Consider the following 19,432-nt stretch of genomic DNA (forward strand, 5'->3'; position numbering starts at 1 on the left):
CGGGAGTTCCTAAATGTCGAGCACGAGGCGTGCCGATTTGGCGCGCGAGACGCAGGTCATGATCCTGGTTCCGGCCTTGCGCTCGGCATCGTTGAGGTAGACGTCCTGATGGTCCGGCTCGCCTTCGATCACGGTGGCGACGCAGGTGCCGCATGCGCCCTGCTCGCAGGACGACGGAACATCGATGCCATTCTCGCGCATGACCTGCATGATCGTCTTGCCGCCCGGCACTTGCAGCGTTACGCAGGAGCGCGCCAGCGCTACTTCGAAGCTCGAACTGTCGTCGATCTTGTTGGTGTTCTTGAAATATTCGAAATGGATGGCGGTATCCGGCCAGCCTTGCTCGGCGGCGATCTTGCGCGCGGCTTCCAGCATCGGTCCGGGACCGCAGATATAGAGATGCATGCCGTCCCGGTAACCGGCGAGAATCCCTCGAAGCTCGGCGCCGGTCGCGTCCGGCGACAGCCCGAGATGCGGCTTCAGCGCATCGCCGAGATGCTTCAGCCGATCGGCGAAAGCGAGGTGTTCCTGCCCTTGCGCAAAATAGTGCAGCTCGTGCGCCAGCTCCTGGTTCTTCAGCGCCTGCGCCATTGCGAGCAGCGGCGTGATGCCGATGCCGCCGGCGACGAACAGCGTCTTGATCGCGTCACGGCGCAGCGGGAAATTGTTGCGCGGCTCGGAAATCGCCAGCACGTCCCCCTCGCGCACAGTCTCGTGCATGCATTTCGAACCGCCCTTGGAATCGCGCTCCAGCTTGACGCCGATGATGAAGCTGTCGGTTTCACCAGGGCCGTTGGTGATCGAATACTGCCTGATCTCGCTATTGGGCATATGGACGTCGATATGGGCTCCAGGCTGGAACGTCGGCAGGATGCCCTTGATCGGGCGGAGCTCGAAACCGGCAACGCCGTCGGCCGCCTGCCATTTCCTGGCCACGCTGACGCGCAGCGCCGCCTTGCGGCCATGCGCGGTCACTTCGGGCATTTCGGCGAGTTCGGCCGACACCCTTTCGTAGACCGGCTCGATCGGTGCGGGCGCCGGTGCGTTCGCGACGTCGCACTCGACCTTGTCGCGCAGCTTGGAAAGCCGCTCATTGTGGTGGCGCAGGATGGCGATGCGGGCGGCTGCTTCGACCTCCTGATCGAGCACGCCACGGATCATCGAACGGTTTGAATCAACCGGCTGCACGAAGAACACGCCGCGCGTCTCGGCACCACCATCGTGCGAGTGCAGCGCCACGGCAAAATCCCGCGCGGCCTCGATGATGGTTTCCGCGCCCTCGCCTTCGATCGCTGCGTTGGGCTGAAAGCGATAGGCCTTCAGCCCTTCGACGACCTTGTCGGCCGGCGCGTTGACCGCGATGCCGCGCAAGGCGAGCAGCTTGCCTTCGGTCAGCGCGGCAACATCCGGCACCTCGCCGCGAGGCTCCTCGGAGGACCAGACCAAGCCGTAGCGCTCGACCCCGGGGAAGGTGCGGTTGGTGATGGTGCGGGCCGGCGCGTCGGCAGGATGCGCGGGAATGTAGGTGCAGCCGGCGGTGCGGTTCGAATAACGCCAGCCGTGATATTGGCACTTCAGCTCGCGCCCGTCATTGATGCCTATCGACAGCCTGACGCCGCGATGCAGGCAACGGTTTTCCCAGATGTTGACGTAGCCGTCATCGGCACGCCAGACGGCGAATTCCCGGCCGAGCAATTGACCATGGAAAACGTGGCGGTACGGCAAATCATGGGAAGCGGCGATCGGATGCCACTGGCTTCTGGCTTCTTCCAACATCAATCGTCTCCAAGAATCTCGTCAGGCCGCAACCGGAATGACACCGTAGGTCACGCCCTTCTGGCTGAGCCAGCGCCGGTAGGCGATGGCCGACTTGTCGGCCCGGATGGGCGTTTCGGCGCGCGGATCGAGCGGCAGGCGTTTGGGCACCTGGTTTTCCAGGATCGGCTTGTCCTGGCCGAAGATCGTCTGCTGGAAGCGCTTGATCACCTTGTCTTCATTGTCTTCGTCGAGCACGCAAAGCAGCATGTGAGCGCGCACGTGCTCCTGGTCGACCGGCTGCAGGAAGATGGCGATGACGTCGCGCCGTGCCTCGTCGACCGGGCTCGATTTATAGAGCACGGAGCAATAGGGGTGCGGCACGCGATAGACATAGTCCACGTCGGCGCCGCCACCGGAAGCGGTCGAAGCCATCGGCTGGAAGAAGCGGCAGCGCGTGGCCAGGATCTCGTCACGGTCGACGGATATCTCGACGTCGTATTCCTTGACTTCGGTATGCGGCTCGACGCCGAGTATGTCGGTATGCACATAGGGAAAGTGGCCCATGTCGAGAAAGTTCTCGATGGCGCGCGGTGCCGAGACGTTGACGCCAAACGTGGCCGCGTTGAGCTTGCGGCGGTCCGGCTCTTCATATTCCGGGATCGGGAACAGCTCGGCCGGTGGCGAGCCGAGCGAAGTCCAGACATAGCCGTAGGCGCTTCTTGCCGGCAGTCTGTCGGCGCCTGGAACACGATCCACCCGTTCTACATCGGGACGTGAGCGCCAGACGACGGGCTCACCATCCATATCGACCGCAAAACTGAGGCGCTCCTCGAGCAGAACGGTGTCCTGGACAGCGCCGGGAATGGTCTCGGCGATCGCCCCTACGGGATGCCAGAGATTGAGGATCACAGGATCCGAGCATTTTGTCATCGTTTTATCCTCTGGAAGCCCTCAGACGTCATCAGGCTTGTGCCGGTATCGCGCCATAGGTGACGGCCCGATCACGCAACCAGCGCCGGTAGGAAACCGACACGGCATCGGCACGGATCGGGGTCTCGGCACGTGGATCGAGCGGCAGGCGCTTGGGTACCTGGTTCTCCAGGATCGGTTTGTCCTGGGCGAAGATCAATTGCATGAAGCTGCGCACCGTTGCCGCCTCCATGCCTTCCTTAAGATAGCAGAGGTAAGGATGCGCGATGCAGTTTTCCTCGTCCACCGGCTGCACGAACAGGGTAATGACGTCGAGCCGGTCCTTCTGGATCGGGTTGCTCTTGTAGAGAGCCACCGTGTAGGGCCGAATCACCCTGTAGATGTAGTCGACGACAAAGCCTTCCTTGGCGGTCGGCGAAGCCACCGGCTGATAGAATTTGCATTCGGTCGCCAGCACCTCGTCCTGCGCTGTGATCTCAACCTTGTAGGGCGCGATCTCGGTATGCGGCTCCTCGCCGAGCCAGCCGGTATGAATGAAGGGGAAATGCCCCATATCGAGAAAATTCTCGACCGCGCGGAGGCCCGACACCTTGACCGCGATCGAACCGCCGCTGACCAGATGCCGGTCTGCCTCATTGGCCTCAGGGATATAGATGATGTCGCGCCAGGGCTTGTCCAGGCAGGTCCAGATGAAGCCATAACGCTGGGCGCTTTTCAGCGTGGCGCCCGTATCGCTGCGAACGACTTCAATCTTGTTTGAACACTTGTGAACGGAGAGAGCGACCCCAAGCAGGCATGTGGCAAACCGCGTATTCTGGCTTAGCGATTCCTGATCCGCGACGATGTGCCAGTCGTTCAAAAGCTCGCGGTCAACGCAACGGGTTGCCATCGGCTTCCCTCCCAACTCGGCTAGCCCTTCACCATGAACCTAGCCCGACGTTTCGGGACGACGAAACCACAAGATTGGATACCAATCAACATTTTTTTGTCGTCCAAAATCCTTTTTTGTGTTGACAGATTATGATGATTGAATTCCGATATGAGAAAGCTGAACCTGGGATATGTCATGTCCTGACGAGGCATGTCGCCATCACGAAAGCCCGCTGATCATGTCGTCGAAATGGCGGAGAACCATGCCTTGAGCAGCCGTTCCCAGACCATCGCGGATACGCTGACCCGCGCCATCATCGACCATCGCCTCGTGCCCGGCTGCAAGCTCGGCGAACGCGAACTCTCCGAAATATTCAACGTGAGCCGCATCGTGGTGCGCCAGGCCCTGATCCGGCTCGCCGATGACGGGCTGGCCCAGATCGAACGCAACCGCGGTGCCTTCGTCGCCAAGCCGAGCATGCAGGAGGCGATGGAGATCTACGACGCGTTGACGCTCGTCGAACAGGGCGTCGCAGCACAGCTCAGCGATCGCCTTGGGCCGGCCGGCTGGGCCGAACTGCGCCAGCATGTCGAGCGCCAGCGCCAAGCTGTTGCCGCCGGCAACGATGCGCTGGCCGACGTGCTGGGCCAAGAGTTCCATACCGTGTTCGTACGCCTCAGCCGCAACAAGGTCATGCAGGAAATCCACGCGCAGCTGGTGCGCCGCACGACGCTGCTGCGCTCCCTCATTTCAGCCGATTTCGACTATTGCAATCTGCTGGACGACCACTCGCGGGTCGTCGACCTGCTGGAGAAGGGCCGGCTGAAACCGGCCATGGACCTGATCGACACCCACCACCGCGCGGTGGTGCGCGGCTACATCATGGATCGCGCAGTGTTTCCAGAGATGACGCCTGCCGAAGCGCTAGCGCCCTATCTCGACGGCAAGGCCGACGGCGCGACTGTGCCGCTGCGAAGATTGTCGAATGCATCCGGCGGCGGCGACGCGGCAACGCATCTCCACCTCCATATCCCCAGAACAGACCGGGCACCGACAAGCCGGGCATCAACAAAAAAGACCAACAGAGGGCTACCATCATGAAGAAACTGACGAGACGTGAATTCCTGAAACACAGCGGCGCGGCCGGCGCGGCTCTTGGCGCGGGAGCGCTGAGCACCATCGCACAGGCGCAGGAGGTGCTGAAGATCGGTGCCGTCTACGTCTCGCCGGTCGCCGAGATCGGCTGGACCAAGCAGCACAGCCTCGGCGTCGAGGCCATCAAGGCCGAATTCGGCGACAAGGTCGAGCTCACCGTCATCGACAACATCTTCATGCCGCAGGACGCCGAGCGTGTCTTCCGCGAACTGGCCAGCGCCGGCAACAGGCTGATCTTCGGCACAAGCTTTTCGCATGGAACGCCGATGCAGAAGGTGTCGCCGCGCTTTCCCAAGGTGGCGTTCGAACACTGCTCAGGCATCGTCCACCTAGCCAATCTGGGAACCTTCGAAGCGAAATATTACGAAGGCACCTTCGTCGCCGGCGCGGCGGGCGGCTACATGTCCAAATCGGGCAAGATCGGTTTCATCGGCGGCTTTCCGATCCCCGACATCGTCGGTCCGGCAAATGCGCTGCTGCTTGGCGCGCAGAGCGTCAATCCAAACGCGACCTGCAACACCATCTTCCTGAATTCCTGGTTCGACCCGGGCAAGGAGAAGGAGGCGGCCAAGACGCTGATCTCTCAAGGCTGCGACGTGGTCTGCTCGATGACGGACACCGCGACCGGCGTACAGGTCGCCGGCGAAGGTGGCGCCTGGTCGATCGGCTATGCCAGCGACATGTCGAAATTCGCCTCGGGCAAGCAGCTGACCTCTTTCGTTCTCGATTGGACCAGCGACTATGTCGGCGCAGCCAAGGCCGTGGCCGCCGGTACCTGGAAGCCGGAAGTCCGCTGGGACGGATTGGCGGCCGGGGTGGTGAAAATGGCCCCCTACAATGAGGGTATCCCCGCCGATGCGCGCGCCAAGCTCAAGCAGCTCGAGGCCGACATCGGCAGCGGCAAGCTTCATCCCTACGCCGGGGAGCTGAAGGATCAGGACGGCAACGTCAAGGTTGCCGCCGGTTCGGTTCTGGCCGATGACGACATTCGCGGCATGAACTGGTTTGTGAAGGGGATGATCGGCAGGCTGAGCTGATCACCGTAAAAGTGCCGGGAGACGCCCAAGTCCATACCTTCGGCGTCTCCTTGCCTGGTTCCCGTCCAACCTCGCTTCACGCCACGGCAGGACCCGCCATGCATCCGCGACTAGAACTGCGCAACATCTGCAAGCGCTATCCCGGCGTCGTCGCCAATGACGATGTGTCGCTGTCGATTCAACCCGGCGAGATCCATGCCGTGCTGGGCGAAAACGGCGCCGGCAAATCCACCCTGATGAAAATCATCTATGGGGCGACGCAAGCCGATTCCGGCGAGATCTTTTGCGACGGCAATCCGATCGCCACGCACACCCCGGCGATGTCGCGCGCACTCGGCATCGAAATGGTCTATCAGCATTTCGCGCTGTTCGAATCCGTTTCGGTGGTCGAGAACATAGCGCTCTCGGCAAGCAGCGCATACGACCTGCCTTCGCTCGCCGACAAGATCCGCGATCTGTCGCGCCGCTACGGCATGCCCATCGACCCGCATCGCCAGGTGCACGACCTGTCGGTCGGCGAGCGCCAGCGCGTCGAGATCGTGCGCTGCCTGCTGCAGGGGCCGAAACTGCTGATCCTCGACGAGCCGACCTCGGTACTGACGCCGCAGGCGGTGGTGAAGCTGTTCGAGACGCTCCGCCAACTTGCCGCCGAGGGCTGCAGCATCGTCTATATCAGCCACAAGCTCGACGAGGTCCAGGAGCTCTGCGACACCGCCACCGTGCTGCGCAACGGCAAGGTCACCGGTACCGCGCGTCCGAAGGAGACGACGTCGCTGGAGCTTGCCCGCATGATGGTGGGTTCGAAGCTGCCTGAAATGCATGTCGGCCCGCCGACGCCAAGCGACAGACCGGTGCTCGAGGTCAACAGACTTACGGTGAAGTCCCGGGATCATTTCGGCGTCGACCTGAAGGACATTTCTTTCAAGGTGCATGGCGGCGAGATTGTCGGCCTGGCCGGGGTTTCCGGCAATGGCCAGGCCGAGCTGATCGCCTTGCTCAGCGGCGAGCGCACGCATGAGCGCAGCGACGCCATCCGGATTTGCGGAACCGGCGCAGCCCGCCTTCGCCCGCACGAGCGCCGCAAGCTCGGCGTCGCCTTCGTTCCCGAAGAGCGGCTCGGGCGCGGCGCCGTGCCCTCGCACACGCTGTGGGAGAATGCGGTGCTGACCGCGCACCGCTTCGGCACGGTGCGCAACGGGCTGGTCGACCGGCGCCGGGCCAAGGCGTTCGCCGCCGGCATAATCGATAGGTTCAAGGTCAAGGCCAACGGGCCGCAGGCGACCGCGCAAAGCCTGTCCGGCGGCAATCTGCAGAAATTCATCGTCGGGCGTGAGATCGCGCTCCAGCCGAAGCTCCTCCTGGTGTCTCAGCCGACCTGGGGGGTTGACGTCGGCGCGAGCGCCTTCATCCGGCAGTCCATCGTCGATCTCAGCCGCGCCGGCGCGGCGGTGCTCGTCGTCTCCGAGGAACTCGACGAGTTGTTCGAGATCTGCGACCGGCTGCTGGTCATTTGCCAAGGGAAGGTTTCCCCACCGCTGGAGCGCAAGACGACCGATCGCGAGGAGATCGGACTTCTGATGACGGGCCGCGGCATGGGCGACGGCGCATTGGCGAACGGAGGTGGCAACAATGCGCTTCAGGATTGAACAAAGGCCGGAGCCCTCCTCGCTGATGCGCGTCGCCGCGCCGGCACTGGCGACGCTGTTGACCGTCGTCGTCGGATCGATTTTCTTCGCCTCCCTCGGACATGATCCGCTGGCGACCCTCCATGCCTTCTTCATCGAGCCGCTCTCTTCCATGAACGGCCTGTCCGAATGGCTGCTCAAGGCCTCGCCGCTGATCCTCATCGCTTGCGGGCTGGCGGTCGGCTTCCGCGCCAATGTCTGGAATATCGGCGCCGAGGGCCAGTTCACCATGGGGGCAATCGCGGCCAGCGGCGTGGGGCTTTTCTGGCCGAACCCCGAAAGCGTGCTGCTGTTGCCGCTGATGTTCATCGCCGGCATGGGCGCCGGCATGGCCTGGGCGGCAATCCCCGCCTTTCTGCGCGCCCGCATGAACACCAACGAGATCCTCGTCACGCTGATGATGACCTATATCGCGACGCTGTTCCTGTCCTATCTCGTGCACGGACCGTGGCGCGATCCGGCCGGCTTCAACTATCCGCAGACGGCACTTCTGCCGACGGCGGCCCTGTTCGAATCCTTTGACCCCGCCTATCGCCTCAACCCGTCGATATTCATCACGGCCGTCGCCGTGCTCCTGATGTGGCTGTTCACCGACCGCAGCTTTCTCGGCTACAAGATGTCGGTGAGCGGGGCTGCACCGCTTGCCGCCCGCTATGCCGGCTTTCGCGAATCGGCTGCGGTCTGGATCGGACTGCTGGCGGGAGGTGCCGCGGCCGGCATCGCCGGAATGGCGGAAGCCGCCGGGCCGCTCGGGCAGCTCTCGCCGCAGATTTCGCCAGGCTACGGCTTCGCGGCCATCATCGTTGCCTTCGTCGGACGGCTGAACGCCTTCGGCATCGTGCTTGGCGGGCTGTTGATGTCGCTGCTTTTCCTCGGCGGCGAAGGTGTGCAGATGACGCTCGGCCTGCCTTCGGCCCTGACGCGGATCTTCCAGGGCATCCTGCTGTTCTTCCTGCTCGCCGCCGACTTCTTCATCTTCTATCGCGTTCGCCTGGTGCGACCCGTCCGGGACACGCATGCGCTGGAGACGGCACGATGAGCGGGTTTCGGATCGTGCGGGAGACAGCCTGATGGATCTGTTCATCGCCATCTTCACCGGCACCGTCATTGCCGCCACACCGCTGATATTCGCCGCGCTCGGCGAGCTCGTGGTAGAGAAGTCGGGTGTCCTCAATCTCGGCATCGAAGGCATGATGCTGATGGGCGCCGCATTGGCATTCTGGGCCGTCACCGCGGGCTATCCGATGCCTGTGGCGATCCTGGCCGGCGCGTTGGCGGGTGCGGCCGCCTCGCTGCTGTTCGGCGTTCTGGCGCTGACGTTCCTGACCAACCAATATGCAGCCGGCCTGGCGCTGGCGATCTTCGGTTCGGGCGTCTCCGCCTTCCTCGGGCGCGGCTTCGGCAGCGAGCCGATCGAGGCACTGCGCCGCCTCGACATCCCCGTTCTGTCCGATCTGCCGCTGATCGGTCCGCTACTGTTCCGCTTCGATCCGATGGTCTATCTGGCCCTGCTGATGTTCGTCGCCATCAGTTGGTTTCTCTACCGCACGAAAGCTGGCCTGGTGCTGCGCACGATCGGCGAGTCGCCGCAGACGTCGCATGCGATCGGCTATCCCGTGATCAGGATCCGCTACATGGCCGTGCTGTTCGGCGGGCTGATGGCAGGCCTGGCAGGCGCCTATTTGTCGGTCGCCTACACGCCGCTCTGGGTCGAGAACATGACTGCCGGCAAGGGTTGGATCGCGCTTGCGCTGGTGGTCTTCGCCACCTGGCGGCCGCTGCGCATCCTGCTTGGCGCGTGGCTGTTCGGCGGGATGACGATCCTTCAGTTGCAAGGTCAGGCGCTGGGGCTGGACGTGCCATCCGAACTGCTCTCGGCCCTGCCTTATCTCGCCACCATCATCGTTCTGGTGCTGATCTCACGAAACCGCCAGATGCTGGCCCTGCACTTCCCGGCCTCGCTGGCAAAACCCTTTCGCCCGACGAGTTGACCTTCTGCGAAATGCTACTTCCCTTGCTGGAGAAGGCTCAAGTCGATCTCGGTAATATGCCAGCGACCCAGATTGGCGGTATAGAGCTTGTCGCCCTTGAAGGCGATGTTGGTGGGGTGCGCCAGCGTGGTTGCGGCGGGATCCTCGATCAGCACTTCGAGACCTTTGTCCTTTTGCCAGCGATAAATACGGCTGGGCTCATAACATGAGATGAACAATGAGCCGTCAGGCGCAAAGGCCACTCCGTCCGGAACATTGTGCACGCCTTCGACGACGATCTCACGAGCCCCCGCCGATCCGTCAGCAAGGATCGGCACATAGCTGATGCAGGGTGCGTCGCTTTCCACGACATAGAGGCCGTTGCCGTCCGGCGCCATCGCCATGCCGTTGGCGAACGACATCGCCTCCCGGCACCACAGGCCGCCCTCGCCCGTCTTGAGATCGTAGCGGAAGATGCCCGAGCGATTGTCCTGGCCAACGCTGTCCGAAACGAAGAGCCAACCCCTCGCCTCGTCGACGATCGGGTAGTTCGGCACGCGAATGCCGGCCGACGCGAAGCGCTCCATGCGCGCTGTCGCGGCATCCCAGCGGAAAATCGCGGCATGCCTGAGGTCGCAGGCAAAGCAGTTTCCCGCGCTGTCGAAAGCGATGCCGAGCAGAAAACCGTCGGTGCCGCCCATGCGCCCGACCGAGCCGCCATCGGCGGCCAGCCGCAGCAGGTCGCCGGTTTCGGTGCCACACCAGATCGAGCCATCGCGGTGAACGGCCACGCCCTCCGGATGCGCGACGCGCGGGCTGGTGAAGATGCCGTCGAAGAAAACGCGCGCGGCTGACATGTCGAGCAACGGCTTGGCCATGGGATCTCAGCTTTCGACAAGCGCCGTCTGCACGGCGATGCAGCGTTCGACCATCGCGCGGTCGGCTTCAAGAATCTCGGCGATCAGCGCGCCGCGCTCCTTGGCGCTGACGAACTCCAGACGGCGCAGACCGAGCGGGTCGATGCGGTTTCGCAAGATGGCGAGCGTGCTGTCGGAAGGCAGCGAGACCTCGCGGCAACAGGCGTCGAACGACACCGCAAATCCGGTGGCGTCACGGATCTGCTGCTGCGTGACGCCCGGCATGGTTTCGATGACGATCAATTCCCTCGAAGTCTCGTCGAGCCGGAAGACGCAGAGATCGGTGAAGACCAGCGCCCTGCCGGTGCGATAGCCCATCGGCTCGCGTTCGGCCGCCGTCAGCAGCCCGCGAGCCGAGCTGACGATTTCGACCTCATTCACCAGCGACTGGATCGAGTGGCGGGGGATGTAGAGCAGGTAATCGCGGTGCATGTTGGCGACATCGGCCATGCCGCCTTGCCCCGGCAACCGGATGAGGCCGCCGCTTGGTTTGCGCAGTGCGATCGTGTTGACGCGGCCGCGCCGGTCGACCTGTGCCGCGCCGACGATCTCGTGCGTCACCGCGCCGGCCTGGTAATAGGTCGAGTAGGTGTCGTCGCCGCCGGCATGCGCGACAGCCGTTTCGCAATCGAGGCTTTCGATCAGCGAGAGGATCATCGGGCTTGGCGCGATGTCGAGATGGCCGCAGCTCGTCGTCGCGATGATCATGTCCGGCGCGTGCGTTGCCTTGGCCAGCCGGTAGGCGACGTTGGCCAGCGGCGAGACCGCACCCGCGCTGGCGAAGCTCTCATTGGTGAGTTCGGCGGCGATGCGGGCGGCGATGATCTCGTCAACGGATGCTTTCTCTTCGGCGCGCGCAAGCGCCGGCATGGCAAGCACTGTGTCAGCTCGAACCTTCGCGGCTGTTTGCAACGGCTTCGGCACGCCCTCGGAAGGCGGGCGCAGATTGTCCGCCAAAGGCGTTTGCCGGTCGGCGAACGCCTCCGACAATCGCTGATAATCCGTGACGTAAAACGGCAGGCACGAGGCCGGATAGGCGCCGGCCGGCGCCAGCGCAATCGCCGAAACCTGGTTGCGGGTCAGCACGCTCTGGCGGCCGTCCTGGCGCAGCGTCCCGCCCGGCACGATTTCCTCGACCGTGACCAGCACCTTGCGCGCCGCACCCGCCATGGCGAAGTCCAGCGCGCGGGGCCCGATGATCTGCACATTGCCGCTTTCATCGGCGCGCTGGGCATGGACGACGAATGTGTCGAGCCGCAGCGGCGGGACGAATCCGTTTTCGGTACCGGCAATCGGATCAGGTCTGGCGCTCGCACCCGGCACGCGCGCCAGCATGCCCGATCCCAGCGGAAGCTGGAACGGCATCGAGGGCAGGTTCTGCTGCGCCGCCCGCAGCGCCTGGATCATGGCCAGCGCCGTCCAATCGCGAACCGGTATCGCGCCGCTTTCGGCGGCTGCGCGGAATTTTGGCGGCAAGCCGAAAATGTCGAGGCTGGAGAAACAGAGGTCGATCTCAGCCACGGCATGCGCTTCGAGCAGCAGTTCGAGGGGCAAGCCGCCGGCCCAGCAGATGTAATGCAGATCCTTGACGCCCGACCGGGCTATCGCACGCAGCAATGCGATCGGCAGCCGGGCGAAATGGTGGCCGCCGACACCAAACGATTCGCCATGGCCGACCATCGCGGCCAGTCCTTCGACATCCGTGAAGCGCGGCCGGTTCGGCTTGACCAGGGACATTGCGGCATGGTTCGTCACAGCGCGGATGCCTCGATGCGATAGCGGGTCACGAACTGTTTTTCAGGCGAGAATTCCTGCGCCGTCGCAATGCCGGATTGCGCGATCGGATTGTCGGCCAACGCTGTCGCCGGGCCGAGCCCGAAGGGCGAGCAGATCGGCTCGATGCCGATGGCGACATGGCGCCCGTTCCAGGGTGCTGCTTTGCGGCCACGATTGGAGTACCAGAGCAAAAGGCTCGGGAAATGCTCCTTCTGCCAGGAAAGTTTCACGCGGTACCCGTCCGCATGATTGGCGAGCGCCACCGTGCCATCCAGGCCCTCGATCTGCAACAATTCCTCCGTGTCGGGCACCAGCGGCGGTCGCGAAGCATCAGCCATGCCACCCGCGCGGGCCGGTACGCTCGACAAGTCAGTGAAGGACGCGTTCCGGAGGAACAGTTCAGCGCCAGTTTCGACATCGTGTGGATAGGTGCGACCGTGATCGAAGGAACCAAGTTCCAGCGCGGCGGCGCCGATCTCCGCTGGCAGCCGGAACACCGGATGCAAGCCGATCGGCAATCGGCAGGCATGGCGAACGACGATCTTGAATTCAACGTCGACGGCTGGCATCGACGAGTCGGGCGTCACCGTCCGCTCGACACGCCCGACCGGGCTTCCGGCTGGATAGGCGAGTGTCAGTGACAACGATCCTTTGGCGCTCTCGCGCCATTGCCAGTCATGGTTGGAGCTATGGCCATGGGCTTCCTCGCCCTCCTCCGGCGAGCCCATCACCCGAGCCCAGTCCTCGGGCCATCCATCGGCCGGCACCGAATAGCCGAAGGGCACGCAGGGCCATTCGCCGCGCAACCTGCGCAGGATGCCTGGCAGCGCTTGCGCCTGCGGCTCGTTCGACCACGGCGCAATGTGCATCGGCGAAACCTGCCGACCGTCCTCCAGAATGAACGTAACCGGCGCCAGCATCGCGCCAAGCCGCTGGACAGTCAGCGCGCCATGCGCCCAGCCCAATCCGCGATAATCGTCGCCCGCGTTCACGGCCCGCCCTTCTTTGCCTTTGTCGTGCTCCGCTCGGCGAACTCCTTGACGCGCTGCTGGCCGATCTCGCTGCGATAGAGCTCACCCAATATGTCGCGCTCCATGGTGAGCCCATCGTCCAGATCGCCGGACACGGCATGCGCCGTCAGCGCCTTCAGTCCGTCGATTGCGGCAGCAGGCTCGGCGGCGATCATTTCGGCCAGTTCCAGCGCGCGTGGCATCAGCCGGTCGACCTCGACGATCTCGTTGACCAGACCGGCAGCGACGAATTCCGAGGCCGGGACGATGGCGCCGGTCATCAGCAGGAAATTGGCGCGGTTGCGGCCGAGCTTGGCCACGCTGCGTTGCGTGCCGCCGCCGCCGGGGATCAGCCCGAGCTTGATTTCCGGCAGGCCGAGCTTGGCGAATTGGTTGGCGATGACGAGGTCGCAGCACAGCACCAGCTCCATGCCGCCGCCCAGCGCGAAGCCGTTGACCGCCGCGATCACCGGTTTGCGGTTGTTCTCGATGGCCGCGTACATGCGCATGCCGGCAGCCTGGAAAATGTCGAATTCCGGTCCGGTCTGGGCGGCGTATTCCTTGATGTCGGCGCCGGCCATGAAGCCGCGCCCTTCCCCTGTCACCACGATCGCCCCGATGCTTGCATCGCCGGATAGCGACTCGAAGCTTTCAGTGATCTCGCCTTGCATCAGCCGGTTCATGGCGTTGAGCTGATCGGCGCGGCGGAAGGTGACGATCGCGACGCGGCCCGCGGTTTCGACCGTGAGTGTCTGGTAGGTGCGCATCGTCAGGCGGCGTCCACGGTCATGTCACCGGACGCCTCCAATGCGGCGATCTCGTCCTTGGAGAGGCCGAACTCGGCCAGGATCTCGCGGCCGTGCTGGCCGACCAGCGGCGCCGGCCGTTCTATGGTCGCGGGCGTCTCGCTCATCTTGACCGCCGGAGCGACCACCCGCACCTTGCCGCCGCGCGGATGGTCGTAGCTGGTGATCATGCCCATGTGCTTGACCTGCGGGTCCTCAGCGGCGCGGCGGATATCCTTCACCTCGGCGCACCAGATGTCGGCTGCCAGCAGCCGCGCCAACAAATCCTGCGTGGCGAATTTCCTGGTCTCGGCATTCACCTTCTCGAAGACTTCATCGCGCTTGTCGAACAAAGTCTTGAGATCGTCGTAGACGGCAAGCTGCGGCGCCTCCAGCACCTCGTAGAGCGTCTTGAACGGGCTCATGGCGATCGACACGTAGCCGCCGTCGCTGGTCTCGTAGATGCCAAACGGCGCCTGCATGCCGGGATGGCCGATCCCGGAATTCGGCCGCACGAAGTCCTCACCAAGGTTGAGCACCGCGACATATTCCTGGTTGAGGTGCGCCAAGAGGCCGGCCAGCAGGTTGACCTCGATCTTCTGGCCCTTGCCGGTCTTCTCGCGATAATAGAGCGCCGACAGGATGCCGTAGACCATGTTCATGGCGCCGATCTGGTCGGCGAGGCCGGCGCCGGCGGGAACCGGGGCTTGATCGCCGCGGCCGGTGTTGGCGATCAGCCCTGCGAGCCCCTGGATCAGCATGTCCTGGCCGGGGCGCTCGACATAAGGCCCTTCCTCGCCATAGCCCGAGCCCGAGCAATAGATGATGCGGGGATTGACAGTCTTGAAATCCTCATAACCATAGCCGAGCTTGGCCAGCACGCCTGGGCGGAAGTTCTGCACCACCACGTCGGCGCTTTTCGCCATTTCCATGATGATGGCATGCACCTTGCGGCTCTTCAGGTTGAGCGCGATCGAACGCTTGTTGCGGTTCCAGGCGAGGAAGTTCGGGCTCTCCGAGCCGCCGACCCATTTGGCGAAGAAGGTCATGCCACGGAACATGTCGCCGGCGCCGGCGCGCTCGATCTTGATGACATCGGCGCCCATGTCGCCGAGCAGCTGGGTAGCGAACGGCCCCTGCAGCAGATGGCTGAAATCGAGGATGCGGACGCCTTCGAGGGCCTTGTTCATGTCATGTCTCGTTTCAAAATTTTCAAAGCAGTTCGGGAACGTAGCGCGGCGCCGCCGTCAGCCCGCCATCGACGCGCAGGTCGGTGCCGGTGGTGAAGCCGGCGGCATCGGAGGCAAGATAGACGGCGGCCTCGGCCACCTCCGAAGGCTCGCCGATACGGCCGAGCGGATGCATCTTGACCCAGGCCTTGGCAAGATTGCCGCCGATCTCCTTGATGAGTTTGTCGTTCATCGGCGTGTTGATGGTGCCCGGCGAGATCGAATTGACGCGGATGTTCAGCGGCCCGAATTCAACCGCCATCTGGCGTGTCATCGCCATGACCGCGCCCTTGGCACCGGCATAGGCGGTCCAGCCATCAAGTCCGATGTGGCCTTGCGCGGAGGCCATGTTGATGATCGAGCCCGATTTCTGCGCGATCATGTGCGGCAGCGCGTATTTACAGCCGCGAAACACGCTGGTCAGGTTGACTGCTATCAGCCGGTGCCACTGCTCGTCGGTCATCTCGTGCACCGGCATGCCGCCAATGGCAATGGCCGCGTTGTTGACGAGGATGTCGAGGCGTCCCGTCTTTTTGACGGCACTGTCGATGAGGCCTGAAATGTCGGCCTCCTGCGAAACGTCGCAATGCAGGTAGTCGGCGCGGTGGCCGGCGGCGCGAAGTGCGGCCGCGAAATCCTCACCAGCGCTGTCGGCGATGTCGCCCAGGAAGACATGCGCCCCTTCGCGCGCCATCGCTTGCGTGATCGCGTGGCCGATCCCGTCGGCCGCACCAGTGATGACGGCGATTTTTGCTTCAAGACGAGCCATCTTCAGCCTCCATTCGCACGCCGGCGTTTCGCTTCATCAAGGGCGACCGCGGCAATGATGATCATGCCGGTGATGACCAGCTGCCACTCGGTCGGCAGGCCAAGCCCGCGCAGGCCGTTGGACAGGAATTGCAGGATCAGCACGCCCAGCGCCATGCCGGTCAGGCTGCCGATGCCCCCCGCAAGGCTGACCCCGCCGAGCACGGTGGCGGCAACCACCTGGAATTCGAAATTGAGCCCCGCCGTATGCTGTGCCGAGCCGACCCGCGCAGCCAGGATGATGCCGGCGACCGTCGCCAGCAGCGCGCTGATGATGAAGCAGATGAACTTGACCCGCCGCACGTCGTAGCCTGCAAGGCGGGCCACTTCCTGATTGCCGCCGACGGCATAGATTTGCCGTCCGAACGGCCGGTGCCGCATCATGTAGGCGAAGGCGGCGAGCAGGACGATGGCGATGACGGCCGAATAGGGGATGACGTTGAACAGGCGGCCATCCGACAGCGCGATGAAGCTGTCGAGGCTGGCATCGTCAGGGATCGCCCGCTGACCAGTGTAGAGATAGACGCCGCCGCGCATGATGAACATCGTGCCCAGCGTCACGATCAGCGAGTTGATGCCGGCATAGGCGGTGAGATAGCCGTTGACGACACCGATGATCAGCCCGAACAACAGCGCGCCGCCGACGCCGAGCAGCAGCGAATTGGTGTCGTTCATGATGATGATCAGCGGCAGTGCAATGGTCGCCAGCAGCGATCCGATCGAAATATCGACCTCGCCGGAAATGAAGACGATGGCGCAGCCAATGCCGGCGGTGAGCGCGAGCGAGGCCTGGCCGAGCACATTGGTCATGTTGCGCACGGAGAAGAAATTCTCGACGGTAACGGAGAAGAAAGCCAGCACCAGCACGAGGCAGACCAGCAGCGCCAATTCCTGCCGGGCAAAGAGCCGCGCCAGCATGGACGGCCGGGCTTTCGCGGAGACTGTATTCACAACGCTCATGTCTTATCCGATCGCCGCATTGAGGATCTTCTCCTGCGTGGCTTCGTCGCGCGGCATGATCGCGGTCAGGCGGCCTTCGCACATCACCGCGACCCGGTCGGCAAGACCGAGCAGTTCCGGCATCTCCGACGTCATCATGACGACAGCCAAGCCTTCGCCGGCGAGCCGGTCGATCAGGGCGAATATCTCCGACTTGGCGCCGACATCGATGCCGCGGGTCGGCTCGTCGACGACGATGACCTTGAGGCCGCGCATCAGCCAGCGCGAGATCAGCACCTTCTGCTGGTTGCCGCCAGACAGGTTCTTCACCTCTTGGAACAGGCTGGGCGTCTTGATGCGGAAGCGGTCGACGTAATCCTGCACCGCTTTGTGTTCCCTGGCCTTATCGACGAAGCCCATGCGGGCGAAGGCGCCGAGCGAGGCGAGGCTGGCATTCTGGTAGACAGGCAGCTCGCCCATCAGCCCTTCGCTCTTGCGATCCTCGGTGAGCAGACCGATACCTAACCTGACGCCGGTGCGCGTATCGTGCGGCGAGAGGCGCTGGCCGTCGACGGTGATCGTGCCCGAAGTGATCGGATCGTAACCGACGATCGCCTTGGCGAGTTCGGTGCGACCGGCGCCCATCAGCCCGAAGAAGCCGAGCACCTCGCCGGCGCGCGCCTCGAAGGACACGCCGTTGAGCTTCTTCGCCGTGCTGAGCTTGTCCACTGACAGGGCTACCTTGCTAGCCGGTGCGCCACGCTTGCGGGGAAACAGATTTTCGATGCGCCGGCCGATCATGTCCTGGATCAGCGTGTCGTTGGTGTGCTCGCGGATCGGCTTGGTCGAGATGTGGCGCCCGTCGCGCAGCACCGTCACTGTGTCGGCGATCTCGAACACTTCGTCGAGCTTATGGCTGACATAGACCACCGCGATGCCGAGGTCGGCAAGCCGGCGGATGACGGTGAACAGCAGCGAAACCTCGTTCGGCGTCAGCGAGGATGTCGGCTCGTCCATCACCACCACGCGGGCTTCATGAGCGAGCGCGCGGGCGATCTCGACCATTTGCTGCTGGCTGACCGGCAGCGAGCCGGTTCGCGCCGCCGGATCGACGTTGAAGCCGATGCGGTCGAAGAGCGCGGCTGAATCGGCGCGGATCTTCTTCCAGTCGATGGAGCCGCTTCTGCCGGTCGGATAGCCTTCCAGGAAGATGTTCTCGGCAACGGTGAATTCGGAGATCAGCGCGATCTCCTGGAACACGACCTTGATGCCTTGCTTCAAGCTGTCGCGCGGCGACTTGATGTCGACCTCGCGTCCGTGCATGCGGATGGAGCCGGCATCCTTGCCGTAGACGCCGGCCATGATCTTGATCAGCGTCGACTTGCCGGCGCCGTTCTCGCCCATCAGCGCATGGATCTTGCCGGGCTCCAGGGTGAAGTCGACATTGTCGAGCGCCACGACGCCGGGAAAGCGCTTGCCGATGCCGCGCAATTCCAGCGCCGGCACATCGGTATCGATGGCCGCGCCTTCGCCAGGATGCAGGAAATCAACGGACATTGGCTCTGTTCCGGATGATGTCGAGATAGGTTGCCAGGATGATGACGATGCCCGGCACCACCATCTGCAAATCCTGGTTCCAGCCGAGGATGATGATGCCGTTGTCGATCACCTTCAGCACCAGAACGCCAAGCAAGGTACCGAACAGCGAACCGCGGCCACCAAGCAGGCTGGTGCCGCCGAGGATGACGGCGGCAATCACCGTCAGCTCGAAGCCACGGCCGGCGGTCGGCTGGCCGGCATTCATCAGCGACGACAGGATCATGCCGGCAACACCGACGCACAGGCCGGTGACGACGAAGGCCAACAGCTTGAGCCGTTCCGAGCGAATGCCTGACAGGCGCACCGCCTTTTCATTGGCGCCGACCGCGTAGAGGTAGCGGCCGAGCGTGGTGAAGCGCAGCGTCACATAGGCAACCACGAAGATCAGCGCCGCCAGGATGACGGGAACCGGCACGGGGCCGACATAACCGGCGCCGAGATCGGTGAAGTTTGCCAATTGGTTGTGGTTCTGCACCGCCTCGCGCGTGAAGAGATAGACGCCGCCCTGCAGCATCATCATCGTGCCGATGGTGGCGATCAGCGAATTCACCCTGAGCCTGGTGACGACCAGCCCGTTGAACAGGCCGACCCCGCCGGCAAAGGCGAGCGCCGCCAGCATGCCGAGCGCAAGACTATGGGTGGAATTGAGCACTGCCATGCCGATGCAGCCGACGAAGGCGAGCGACGCGCCGACCGATAGGTCGACCTCGGCGGTGATGATGAGCATGGTCATGCCCGAGGCGACGATCAGCACCAGAGCGCATTGGCGCAGGATGGCGATGATGTTGGCCTCCGAATAGAATTGCGGCGCCGCGATCGAGATGGCGATGCACAGCACGGCCAGGATTGCGCCCAGCACGAGCTGGCTGCTGCCCAGAAGGTTGCCGCCGATGAAACGCTTCGACGCGGAGGCCTGTGTAAGCTCGCTCATTTCAGTCCATTCCCGGCCGTTTGCCTGGTCCCT

Annotated in this window: 17 protein-coding genes; 5 read left to right on the top strand and 12 right to left on the bottom strand. The window is 63.7% G+C overall.

The window, feature by feature from the left end:
* Positions 1-9: 9 nt before the first annotated feature.
* From LB541_RS03070 to LB541_RS03080, 3 genes are read right to left on the bottom strand one after another with little or no spacing between them, the layout of a single operon-like run.
* Positions 10-1,776 carry a Rieske 2Fe-2S domain-containing protein gene (locus LB541_RS03070; protein WP_224617807.1) on the bottom strand — a complete coding sequence of 589 codons (1,767 nt, stop codon included), beginning with the start codon at positions 1,774-1,776 and terminating at the stop codon, positions 10-12.
* A 21-nt stretch (positions 1,777-1,797) separates the two neighbouring features.
* Positions 1,798-2,688: an aromatic ring-hydroxylating oxygenase subunit alpha gene (locus tag LB541_RS03075; RefSeq protein WP_140555640.1), complete on the bottom strand. Its 891-nt coding sequence runs from the start codon at positions 2,686-2,688 to the stop codon at positions 1,798-1,800.
* Between the two features lie 31 nt (positions 2,689-2,719).
* Positions 2,720-3,577, bottom strand: coding sequence for an aromatic ring-hydroxylating oxygenase subunit alpha (locus LB541_RS03080; RefSeq protein WP_224617809.1), 858 nt, complete (start codon positions 3,575-3,577; stop codon positions 2,720-2,722).
* 249 nt (positions 3,578-3,826) lie between these two features.
* Here LB541_RS03080 and LB541_RS03085 point away from each other — a divergent pair, with 249 nt between their 5' ends.
* The 5 genes from LB541_RS03085 (at position 3,827) to LB541_RS03105 (ending at position 9,427) form a co-directional block, all read left to right on the top strand.
* Positions 3,827-4,660: a GntR family transcriptional regulator gene (locus tag LB541_RS03085; protein ID WP_140497518.1), complete on the top strand. Its 834-nt coding sequence runs from the start codon at positions 3,827-3,829 to the stop codon at positions 4,658-4,660.
* Positions 4,657-5,751 carry a BMP family ABC transporter substrate-binding protein gene (locus tag LB541_RS03090; protein WP_224617811.1) on the top strand — a complete coding sequence of 365 codons (1,095 nt, stop codon included), beginning with the start codon at positions 4,657-4,659 and terminating at the stop codon, positions 5,749-5,751. The genes LB541_RS03085 and LB541_RS03090 overlap by 4 nt, the downstream gene beginning before the upstream one ends.
* A gap of 98 nt (positions 5,752-5,849) precedes the next feature.
* The gene (locus tag LB541_RS03095) at positions 5,850-7,397 is read left to right on the top strand and encodes an ABC transporter ATP-binding protein (protein WP_224617813.1); all 1,548 of its coding nucleotides are present in this window, start codon (positions 5,850-5,852) and stop codon (positions 7,395-7,397) included.
* Positions 7,381-8,475 (top strand): ABC transporter permease, encoded by a 1,095-nt coding sequence (locus LB541_RS03100; RefSeq protein WP_224617815.1) that lies wholly within the window; start codon positions 7,381-7,383, stop codon positions 8,473-8,475. Before LB541_RS03095 ends, LB541_RS03100 begins: the two co-directional genes overlap by 17 nt.
* A 31-nt stretch (positions 8,476-8,506) precedes the next feature.
* Positions 8,507-9,427: an ABC transporter permease gene (locus LB541_RS03105; protein WP_140515241.1), complete on the top strand. Its 921-nt coding sequence runs from the start codon at positions 8,507-8,509 to the stop codon at positions 9,425-9,427.
* A 14-nt stretch (positions 9,428-9,441) separates the two neighbouring features.
* Here the strand turns inward: LB541_RS03105 and LB541_RS03110 are convergent, their stop codons facing one another.
* The 9 genes from LB541_RS03110 to LB541_RS03150 are packed head-to-tail and all read right to left on the bottom strand — an operon-like array spanning position 9,442 to position 19,399.
* Positions 9,442-10,284, bottom strand: coding sequence for an SMP-30/gluconolactonase/LRE family protein (locus LB541_RS03110; RefSeq protein ID WP_140497508.1), 843 nt, complete (start codon positions 10,282-10,284; stop codon positions 9,442-9,444).
* A 6-nt stretch (positions 10,285-10,290) separates the two neighbouring features.
* Positions 10,291-12,060 (bottom strand): CoA-transferase, encoded by a 1,770-nt coding sequence (locus LB541_RS03115; protein WP_140525164.1) that lies wholly within the window; start codon positions 12,058-12,060, stop codon positions 10,291-10,293.
* Positions 12,061-12,074: 14 nt separating this feature from the next.
* The gene (locus tag LB541_RS03120) at positions 12,075-13,091 is read right to left on the bottom strand and encodes a hypothetical protein (RefSeq protein WP_224617816.1); all 1,017 of its coding nucleotides are present in this window, start codon (positions 13,089-13,091) and stop codon (positions 12,075-12,077) included.
* Entirely contained in the window at positions 13,088-13,876 is a 789-nt protein-coding gene (locus tag LB541_RS03125; RefSeq protein WP_140525108.1) for an enoyl-CoA hydratase/isomerase family protein, read from the bottom strand. The genes LB541_RS03120 and LB541_RS03125 overlap by 4 nt, the downstream gene beginning before the upstream one ends.
* Before the next feature lie 2 nt (positions 13,877-13,878).
* A complete protein-coding gene (locus tag LB541_RS03130) occupies positions 13,879-15,084 on the bottom strand; it encodes a CaiB/BaiF CoA transferase family protein (protein ID WP_140525109.1) in 1,206 nt (401 codons plus the stop codon).
* 22 nt (positions 15,085-15,106) lie between these two features.
* Complete coding sequence (locus LB541_RS03135) at positions 15,107-15,892, bottom strand: SDR family NAD(P)-dependent oxidoreductase (protein ID WP_140497497.1); 786 nt, start codon at positions 15,890-15,892, stop codon at positions 15,107-15,109.
* A 2-nt stretch (positions 15,893-15,894) separates the two neighbouring features.
* On the bottom strand, positions 15,895-16,890 hold the full coding sequence (locus LB541_RS03140) for an ABC transporter permease (RefSeq protein ID WP_140525110.1): 996 nt from the start codon (positions 16,888-16,890) through the stop codon (positions 15,895-15,897).
* Between the two features lie 3 nt (positions 16,891-16,893).
* A complete protein-coding gene (locus LB541_RS03145) occupies positions 16,894-18,426 on the bottom strand; it encodes a sugar ABC transporter ATP-binding protein (RefSeq protein ID WP_140515235.1) in 1,533 nt (510 codons plus the stop codon).
* Entirely contained in the window at positions 18,416-19,399 is a 984-nt protein-coding gene (locus LB541_RS03150) for an ABC transporter permease (RefSeq protein ID WP_224617817.1), read from the bottom strand. The genes LB541_RS03145 and LB541_RS03150 overlap by 11 nt, the downstream gene beginning before the upstream one ends.
* Positions 19,400-19,432 lie beyond the last annotated feature (33 nt).

Source organism: Mesorhizobium sp. BR1-1-15 (assembly GCF_020165475.1).
Classification (GTDB): Bacteria; Pseudomonadota; Alphaproteobacteria; order Rhizobiales; family Rhizobiaceae; genus Mesorhizobium.

What these genes read in the sequence shown, in the direction of transcription:
- LB541_RS03130 (WP_140525109.1), bottom strand. Translation starts at nt 15,084, where the DNA reads ATGAACAAGGCCCTCGAAGGCGTCCGCATCCTCGATTTCAGCCATCTG.
- LB541_RS03150 (WP_224617817.1), bottom strand. Translation starts at nt 19,399, where the DNA reads ATGAGCGAGCTTACACAGGCCTCCGCGTCGAAGCGTTTCATCGGCGGC.
- LB541_RS03135 (WP_140497497.1), bottom strand. Translation starts at nt 15,892, where the DNA reads ATGGCTCGTCTTGAAGCAAAAATCGCCGTCATCACTGGTGCGGCCGAC.
- LB541_RS03075 (WP_140555640.1), bottom strand. Translation starts at nt 2,688, where the DNA reads ATGACAAAATGCTCGGATCCTGTGATCCTCAATCTCTGGCATCCCGTA.
- LB541_RS03095 (WP_224617813.1), top strand. Translation starts at nt 5,850, where the DNA reads ATGCATCCGCGACTAGAACTGCGCAACATCTGCAAGCGCTATCCCGGC.
- LB541_RS03070 (WP_224617807.1), bottom strand. Translation starts at nt 1,776, where the DNA reads ATGTTGGAAGAAGCCAGAAGCCAGTGGCATCCGATCGCCGCTTCCCAT.
- LB541_RS03100 (WP_224617815.1), top strand. Translation starts at nt 7,381, where the DNA reads ATGCGCTTCAGGATTGAACAAAGGCCGGAGCCCTCCTCGCTGATGCGC.
- LB541_RS03125 (WP_140525108.1), bottom strand. Translation starts at nt 13,876, where the DNA reads ATGCGCACCTACCAGACACTCACGGTCGAAACCGCGGGCCGCGTCGCG.
- LB541_RS03080 (WP_224617809.1), bottom strand. Translation starts at nt 3,577, where the DNA reads ATGGCAACCCGTTGCGTTGACCGCGAGCTTTTGAACGACTGGCACATC.
- LB541_RS03110 (WP_140497508.1), bottom strand. Translation starts at nt 10,284, where the DNA reads ATGGCCAAGCCGTTGCTCGACATGTCAGCCGCGCGCGTTTTCTTCGAC.
- LB541_RS03090 (WP_224617811.1), top strand. Translation starts at nt 4,657, where the DNA reads ATGAAGAAACTGACGAGACGTGAATTCCTGAAACACAGCGGCGCGGCC.
- LB541_RS03105 (WP_140515241.1), top strand. Translation starts at nt 8,507, where the DNA reads ATGGATCTGTTCATCGCCATCTTCACCGGCACCGTCATTGCCGCCACA.
- LB541_RS03145 (WP_140515235.1), bottom strand. Translation starts at nt 18,426, where the DNA reads ATGTCCGTTGATTTCCTGCATCCTGGCGAAGGCGCGGCCATCGATACC.
- LB541_RS03115 (WP_140525164.1), bottom strand. Translation starts at nt 12,060, where the DNA reads ATGTCCCTGGTCAAGCCGAACCGGCCGCGCTTCACGGATGTCGAAGGA.
- LB541_RS03140 (WP_140525110.1), bottom strand. Translation starts at nt 16,890, where the DNA reads ATGAGCGTTGTGAATACAGTCTCCGCGAAAGCCCGGCCGTCCATGCTG.